At 62.5% G+C, this 7,837-nt stretch carries 6 protein-coding genes and 1 pseudogene; 5 read left to right on the forward strand and 2 right to left on the reverse strand.

Annotation, left to right across the window (positions count from 1 at the left end):
• Positions 1-127 precede the first annotated feature (127 nt).
• Together QMK17_RS12010 and QMK17_RS12015 are read right to left on the reverse strand one after the other, a co-directional pair.
• Positions 128-790: pseudogene (locus QMK17_RS12010) on the reverse strand (PmbA/TldA family metallopeptidase); the annotation flags it as partial.
• Between the two features lie 9 nt (positions 791-799).
• Complete coding sequence (locus tag QMK17_RS12015; RefSeq protein WP_283509336.1) at positions 800-1,567, reverse strand: TSUP family transporter; 768 nt, start codon at positions 1,565-1,567, stop codon at positions 800-802.
• Between the two features lie 17 nt (positions 1,568-1,584).
• Between QMK17_RS12015 and QMK17_RS12020 the strand changes: the two genes are divergently transcribed.
• From QMK17_RS12020 to lnt, 5 genes are all read left to right on the forward strand, one after another.
• Positions 1,585-2,745, forward strand: coding sequence for a sensor histidine kinase (locus tag QMK17_RS12020; RefSeq protein WP_283509338.1), 1,161 nt, complete (start codon positions 1,585-1,587; stop codon positions 2,743-2,745).
• 16 nt (positions 2,746-2,761) lie between these two features.
• Positions 2,762-3,421, forward strand: a complete 660-nt coding sequence (locus tag QMK17_RS12025; protein WP_283509340.1) for a response regulator — start codon at positions 2,762-2,764, stop codon at positions 3,419-3,421.
• An 84-nt stretch (positions 3,422-3,505) separates the two neighbouring features.
• On the forward strand, positions 3,506-3,991 hold the full coding sequence (locus QMK17_RS12030; RefSeq protein ID WP_283509341.1) for an FxsA family protein: 486 nt from the start codon (positions 3,506-3,508) through the stop codon (positions 3,989-3,991).
• Positions 3,992-4,008: 17 nt separating this feature from the next.
• The gene (locus QMK17_RS12035) at positions 4,009-5,604 is read left to right on the forward strand and encodes an amidohydrolase (RefSeq protein ID WP_283509343.1); all 1,596 of its coding nucleotides are present in this window, start codon (positions 4,009-4,011) and stop codon (positions 5,602-5,604) included.
• Positions 5,605-5,632: 28 nt separating this feature from the next.
• Positions 5,633-7,228 carry an apolipoprotein N-acyltransferase gene (lnt, locus tag QMK17_RS12040; RefSeq protein ID WP_283509603.1) on the forward strand — a complete coding sequence of 532 codons (1,596 nt, stop codon included), beginning with the start codon at positions 5,633-5,635 and terminating at the stop codon, positions 7,226-7,228.
• Positions 7,229-7,837: the final 609 nt, after the last annotated feature.

Genomic DNA, 7,837 nt, shown 5'->3' on the forward strand with positions numbered 1-7,837 from the left:
TCCTTGCGGATCTCGGTGAACATGCCGACAGCGCGTTCACGCAGCTCGGTGGGGTAGTTGCTTGCCGGTCGTGCCATGGCTTCATTCTCCTAAGAAGTGAAGCCTCCGGACAACCCGGTGCGGTTCAGTACTCCCATCCCCGGCTTACAGGGGGAGCCAGTGTCCTCATGGTTTCGAAGGCGCCCGCAGACTGATCGACGGTGGTCGCTTCGAACTGGGGGTGAAGCCGCACGCGCTGCTGGGTAATAGTGCTTCCGGCCAAGTCTGCGTAGAAAGTCTGTTCCTTCACTTGAAGCACGGACGCGGTCACGTGATCGACACCGTCGGATGCCCGCAAACGTTCGGAGTAGTCGGCCAGTAGTTCGACCTTGTCTTGTGTCGGCACCGAGAACGGGTCGATGTCGTACGGCGAGACCCAACGGACATCTCGGTACACCGGTTCTGCAGCCAGCTCGACCGACTCGCGATTGAGTGCGCGCAGCGCGGTCGCCACGTGGACCGCCGAGCGAGCGGCGTCGAGTGCCGCAGTCACCGACAGTTCGGATTGGGACGCGAACCCCCACGTCCCATCGACTACGACGCGCACCGCCAAACCGATCTCGGAGCTGTCCAGAGCAGACTGGACGACGCCGTCGCGCAGGTTCAGTGCCTGTGTCACCAACCGGTGTATCCGGAAGTCTGCGTGCGATGCCCCCGCCCGGCGTGCAGCATCGAGGGATGCGTCCGCCAACTCGCGTAGTGGCAGTGCGAGGAAATCCTGGTCAACGGATCGTTGTGTCGGCGAGGTCACGCAGTGAACTTAGCCGAATTGTTGCCAACCCAGGCGGATGACCATGCCGATCACGACCACCAGCAAGACAATCCGAACAAATCCGGAGCCGCGCGAGAGCGCCGTGCGAGATCCGAGCAGTGCGCCGACGACGTTACAGACGGCCATCGCGGCGCCGAGTTGCCACATCACATGGCCGGTCACCGCGAAGAACACAAGTGCGCCGATGTTCGAACCGAAGTTGAGTACCTTCGCCATCGCGGCGCTTCGAACGAACTCGGTTCCGAGGAATGCTGCGAACGCGATAATGAAGAACGTGCCCGTGCCTGGACCGAGAATCCCGTCATAGAAACCGAAACCGCCAGCTGCGAGGAGTACGACGATCAGGAACTTTCTGCGTCCCGGCGGATTGTGTCCGGTCGCAGTGCCGATCGTCGGACGTGCGGTGACCAACGCAGCGACGCCGATCAGCACGGCCATGATGATCGGGATGAACAGCTCACGGTCGATCAACGAGACTGCAGCGGCTCCGCACGCCGATGCGGCGGCGGCCAGTACACCGGCGGGCACCATCACTCGCCAGTCGAGTGCGATCTTTCGCGAGAAGGTCACGACCGCAGCGAAGGTGCCGAAGACGGCGGTCATCTTGTTTGTGGCAAGTGCGGCTTGAGCGCTGAGCCCCGGAGCGACGACGAGGATGGCTGGAAGGAGAATCAGTCCGCCACCGCCCACAACGGCATCGACCCACCCCGCAGCAAATGCCGCGACCATCAGCAATCCCCAGTCGGCCGCAGTCATGCGGCACACTCAATCACATGCGAAGATTCAGCCTGTGGCTCAGGGGCCAGCCCTTCGTGGCCGACTCTCTCTTGGCAGCGGGACTGTTCGTGTTGGATGCCGCGGCCTTCATAAGCAACGTCGAGATGAAGAGCTGGCTCGTATTCGTCATCGCGACACTCGCACTGACTCTGCCTGTACCGTGGCGGCGCGTCCACCCACGTATCGTCGCTTCCGCGGTGGGCGCTGCTTCGTTGTTCACTACATTCGCGAGCGCCGCTGCGGGTGAGACCGCCAATCTGCACCTTGCAGTGCTGGGTCTACCCATCATGCTCTACACCCTTGTGGCCTATGTCGGACGCCGGGACGCCGCGATCTTCGCGGTGTTCGTGGCAGCAGACTCGATCCTCTCGCTCCTGATACTCCGGCAAGCCGTCGTCATGACGTTGTTGTTCACCGTGATGATGTACACGCTGGCATGGATAGCGGCAGAGTTCAACGGTGCACGGCGCGCGTACGACGAAGCCGTCGAAGCGAAGCTGGTGGTGGCCGAATACGATCGGGATCGTCGCGCCGAAGAAGCCGTCGCCATGGAACGGACACGAATTGCGCGTGAGCTTCACGATGTGATCGCGCACGGGGTCAGCGTCATGGTGGTGCAGGCGGACGGTGCGTCCTATGCCATTCGGCGTAACCCCGAGCGAGCCGAGCAAGCAGTGGCCAACATATCCGCGACCGGCAGAACCGCGCTGGCCGAGCTGCGCCGCACGGTGGCATTGCTGCGGACCACCCAGAACACCGACGACATGCCGCAGTACGGGACTGCGGGTCTGGCCAAGGTGGTCGAGATGATGGCGCGCGCCGGGCTCAACGTCGAACTGGAACAGACGGGAAATCTCGACGACATCAGTCCCGCAATCAGTTTGGGTATCCACCGCCTGGTCCAGGAGTCCTTGACGAATGTCCTGCGCCACGCGGGACACAACCCCAAGGCCCGGGTATCGGTTGTGCGGCGAGACGAGGACGTACTGGTGGAGATCGTCGACAACGGTTCCGAGCCCGAGACGAAAACGGTCCAGGGGACAGGAAACGGCGTTCTGGGAATGCGCGAGCGGGTTGCGGTACTTCAAGGCTCGTTGGACGTCGGCCGCACGCCCGACGGTCAGTGGCGGGTTCGAGCAGAGTTGCCACTCGACTGACGCTAGGTTGGTTCTCGTGCCGATCACAGTCTTCATCGTCGACGACCAGGAACTGATGCGTATGGGCCTTGCCATGGTCCTCGACGCACAGGACGACATCGAGGTCGTCGGTGAGGCTGCCGACGGTGAGTCGGCCATCGTCGGTGTTGCCGAGTTGGAGCCGGACGTCGTCTTGATGGACGTTCGGATGCCGGGCATCGACGGCATCGGAGCGACATCCAAGATCATGGAATTGCGGACCAGATCTCGGGTGCTGGTGATGACGACGTTCGACCTCGACGAGCACGTGCTGGGAGCACTGCGAGCAGGTGCCAGCGGGTTTCTGTTGAAGGACACACCGCCGGACGATCTGGTATCGGCGATTCGGAGTGTTGCCGCGGGCGATGCTGTGGTCTCACCGAAGGTCACCAAGCGACTCCTGTCACGGTTGATGTCGGAGGAGTCGGTTCTCACGCGCGATCCGGTAATGCTCGACACGCTCACGGGTCGAGAGCGACAGGTGTTGCAATCGCTGGCAACCGGCCTGTCGAACGCCGAGATCGCGTCTCACCTCGTTCTGTCGGAGGCGACGGTCAAGACTCACGTCGGTCGGATTCTGACAAAACTGGGCGTTCGGGATCGCGTTCAAGCGGTCGTGCTCGCCTACGAAACAGGCCTGGTTCGACCCGGAACCTAATCGTTACCTTCATCAGAGATGCATCAGTCGGGATCAAACGGGCACCATCGTTCGTTGCGTAGACAGGCAACGAAAGGAACGACAGTGTTTGCGCTCTTCATCCTCTATGCGATTGTCGAGGTCGCCGCGTTGGTAGCGGTCGGTAGCGCCATCGGCGTGTTGTGGACCGTGCTGCTTTTGATGGCAGGATCTGCCGTCGGTTTGGTTTTGGTTCGCTCGCAGGGCAAGCGAGTGATGGAAGGTTTGCGAGAGGCCAGTCACGGTGAACGGTCTCCCAGCGGTGCCGTAGCAGACGGTGTGCTGTTCGCCATCGGTTCGGTAGCGATGTTCGTTCCCGGTTTGGTCACAACGGCGTTCGGCATCCTCCTGTTGCTTCCGCCCACTCGGTGCGCTCTGCGTCCGTTGGTGCTGCGTGCCACTGCGAGGTGGATGCCCTCCGCCCATGCGGCGACGGGAAGAATGCGCCCGACTGTGATCGACGGTGAGGTCGTCCCCGACACTGCCGGTGCTCCCGGCGCAGGACACGTCATCGAAATCGACGGCCGGGATTTCGAGAAGCCGACCCGCTGAGGGCAGAATCGTCACTCGTGCGTACCCAACTTCTTCTCGGCGGGCGGATCTACAGTCCTACTGCTCCTGATGCAACGGCAATGGCCGTCACCGACGGCGTGGTCACGTGGACCGGTGAGGACCGAACCGGGCGCGCGCTGCACCCGGGGGCCCTCGAGATCGATCTGGACGGTTGCTTCGTAGCTCCGGCATTCGTCGACACACACGTGCACACCACAGCACTCGGGCTCGCGCTCGTCGGTCTCGACCTGAGTGGCTGCACGTCCAGACTCGAATGCATCGAACGCCTGCGCGTCCACGTCCAGAGTTCGGCAGAACCAATCGTGTGGGGACATGGCTGGGACGATTCCAGCTGGGTAGACGGAGGTTCGCTGCTCACGTCCGACGTCGACGAGGTCGCGCCGGGCCGCAATGTGTATCTCTCACGCATCGACGCACACTCGGCAGCCTGTTCGACGCCTTTGCGGCGCGCGAGCGAGGTGACGAATTCGACGATCGGATTTCATCCGGAAGAGCCGTTGACTGCCGATGCCCACCATGCTGTCCGTGCCTTCGCACGTTCGCTCCTGAATTCGAGAGTTCGCGGTGAGGCGCGCTCGGCCGCGCTCGACTTCGCTGCGTCTCGTGGAATCTGCGCGGTGCACGAATGCGGCGGACCCGACATCGCGGGCTTGCTGGATTTTCGAGAACTTCTCGCAGCCGAACACGGCGTGGAGGTGCGGGGGTACTGGGGGCAAGCGGTCGAGGATGCACACAGTGCGCGTGCGCTGCTTGCAGAGACAGGTGCTGACGGGCTGGGCGGCGATCTGTTCGTCGACGGTTCGATCGGTTCGCATACCGCGTGGCTGACCGAGTCCTACGCCGATACAGCAGGCACAGGAATTGCCTTCCAGGATGTCGATGCGATCGCGGCCCATCTCGACGCTTGCACCGAGGCGGGAATTCAGGCGGGGTTCCACGCAATCGGTGATGGCGCTGTCGGGGCTGTCACCGATGCGCTCGCGCGCGTCGCGAGTCGGGTCGGCGGCCCTACCCTCGCGTCCCTCGGGCATCGAGTCGAACACATGGAGATGGTCACCGATGTTCAAGCGCAGAAACTTGCAGCGTGGGGTGTGATCGGCAGCATGCAACCGGGGTTCGATGCATTGTGGGGTGGTGACGGCGGACTGTATTCCTACCGCCTGGGATCCGATCGTGCCAAAGAGTTGAACCCGTTCGCGCGACTCGCATCCGCTGGTGTATCGCTTGCGTTCGGCTCCGATGCGCCCGTCACCGTGATCGATCCGTGGGCCATGGTAGGAGCTGCCGTTCGTCATCGGACACCGGGGAGTGCGATTTCTCCCCGGGCGGCATTCTCGGCGGCAACACGGGGTGCCTGGCGCGCAGGAGGCGTACGCGACGGATTGGCGGGAACCCTCGTGCCGGGAGCGCCGGCAAGTTACGCAGTGTGGGATGTCGACGAGCTGGTGGTGAGAGCACCTGCGGATGGCGTCGCGCGGTGGTCGACGGACCCCCGTGCCGGCGTCCCCGCGCTGCCTTCCCTCGAAGCGGACGCGGCACGTCCGCGGTGCGTTCGGACTGTTCACCGCGGTCGCGTGATTCATGAAGCCTGATGAGCGCGTCGCCGACCGGGCGAATTCGATGCGTGCGGCATCCGTCCGCATCGGTCTGACCAGCATCGCGGCGGTCGCTGCGGGACTGCTGCTGTTCGCGAGTTTTCCTCCGCGGCATCTGTGGTTCCTTGCCCCAGTTGGACTTGCACTGCTCGTTACGGTTCTGATCAGCACCAGCGGGGGCATCCGTGTCTCCAAGAAGGGTGGCTTCGGATACGGATTCCTGACTGGTCTCGGGTTCTTCGTTCCGTTGCTCCCCTGGATCGGCGTGTACGTCGGTCCACTGCCGTGGTTGGCGCTGGCAGCGGTTGAATCGGTCTACATAGGTGTGTTCGGTGTTGTCGTCGTGATCCTCGGCAGGTCGAGGTGGTGGCCGCTCTCTGTTGCGCTGGCGTGGAGCTTGGTCGAATGGTTACGATCGTCGTTTCCGTTCGGCGGATTTCCCTGGGGCCGTGTGGCGTTCGGCCAGCCCGACGGATGGCTACTGCCACTGGCGAGTATCGGCGGAGCTCCTCTTCTGAGCTTCGGCGTGGCGCTGACTGGAACAGGGCTTGCCGCTGTTGTCGCCGTGGCGACCGGCCGTCGAACGATCAGGGGATGGACGGCTGCCCTCGCCACAACCGTGGCCGCGTCGTTGGTGGCTGTTGCCCTGATTCCGACCCTTGCGTCCGACGATGTCGAGGTCGCCGATGGCACTGGGGGTGGGGGCAGTACGGACGGGGGTCGCACGATCACTGTTGCGGCGATACAGGGCAGCGTCCCTCGGCTCGGTCTCGACTTCAACGCGCAACGCCGGGCGGTGCTCGACAACCACGTACGGGAGACCTTCCGGCTCGTCGACGACGTGGCTGCCGGTCGAACGCCCAAGCCGGACCTCGTGGTGTGGCCTGAGAACGCCTCGGACATCGATCCGTTGCGCAATTCCGATGCTGCGGAGGAGATCACTGCTGCGTCCGAGGCCATCGGAGCGCCGATACTTGTGGGATCGGTACTCGTGAACGCCGATCGAACAACGACCAATTCCGTGATCGTGTGGAATGGTGTGGACGGTCCGGGGGAGCGTCACGACAAGAAGATCATTCAACCCTTCGGTGAGTACCTTCCATACCGCAGTTTCTTCCGTTTGTTCTCTGAATATGCCGATCGCGCTGGTTATTTCGTCCCTGGAACCGGTAACGGCGTCGTCCACGCCGCCGGCGTCGCCGTGGGTATTGCCACGTGCTACGAGGTTGCATTCGATCGTGCGCTGACCGAATCGGTCCGAGCCGGCGCGCAGTTCATTGCCATTCCCACGAACAACGCGACATTCGGTGATACCGAGATGACCTACCAGCAACTCGCAATGTCCAGGATCAGAGCGGTCGAGCACGGCCGCCCGGTCATCGTTGCTGCCACGAGTGGAATCAGCGCAACAGTCTCGCCCCGAGGTGAGATTTTGCAGCAATCCGACTTGTTCGTCCCCGCGGCCCTCACGCAACGCATTGAACTCAGGGACGACACGACCGTCGCGACCGATCTTGGGGCGATCCCCGAAATTCTGCTGTGCATCGCGGCAGGGGTGTTCATCTTGGCTGCGATCACGAGAGGCCGCAAAACAATCCGAGAATCCGGAGACGACGTGTGAAACCAACTTCGGTTCGGTTCGGACTGTTGTCGACCGGCGAAATGAACGAACGGGGTTCATTCAGCCGAAGCAATCCGACCGGTATCTCACGACTCGGTACGAGTTGTAACAATCAGTCAAGTAGGCTCGATTCTTCAATAGTGATCCGCAACAAAAGTGGCGGACAACTACTGTAAGTTCGCAGATCGCGAAGAGTAGGTGGCGCGCGAAGTGCAAGCATTTGGCGCGGTCGGTGGTGTGTACGCACGGGAGGGGGCGTCGATGCTGATTGCCGCGATCGGAGTCGTATCCGAGTCGTCAGGACCGTTCGAATCGAAGAAGTGGCACATCTCGGACAATGTGGGAGCCAGTTGTGCCGGCGTCTCCTTCGCATGGCCAATCCACGGCACGGCGCGCAACGAACCAACGTAAATGGGCCCTCATGGCCGAGAAGGCTGTGCCGAAAGCTCATGTGAAGCCGTGCCGAAGACCTATATGAAGCCATGCAGAAGACCTGTGAACAGGACCAATCCCCTGGGACACTCGCCGCATGCTCGAGAACGGACTGAACGTTGATCGACAACGCCTTGCTTTTCCTCCGACGAACAGCGTCGCGACCGATCAGTGTCC

It is taken from the genome of Rhodococcus sp. G-MC3, from assembly GCF_030063335.1.
Lineage (GTDB): Bacteria > Actinomycetota > Actinomycetes > Mycobacteriales > Mycobacteriaceae > Rhodococcoides.

Bases quoted from the DNA above. Each gene is read 5' to 3' on its own strand.
- QMK17_RS12020 (WP_283509338.1), top strand. From the start codon at position 1,585: ATGCGAAGATTCAGCCTGTGGCTCAGGGGCCAGCCCTTCGTGGCCGAC.
- lnt (WP_283509603.1), top strand. From the start codon at position 5,633: ATGCGTGCGGCATCCGTCCGCATCGGTCTGACCAGCATCGCGGCGGTC.
- QMK17_RS12015 (WP_283509336.1), bottom strand. From the start codon at position 1,567: ATGACTGCGGCCGACTGGGGATTGCTGATGGTCGCGGCATTTGCTGCG.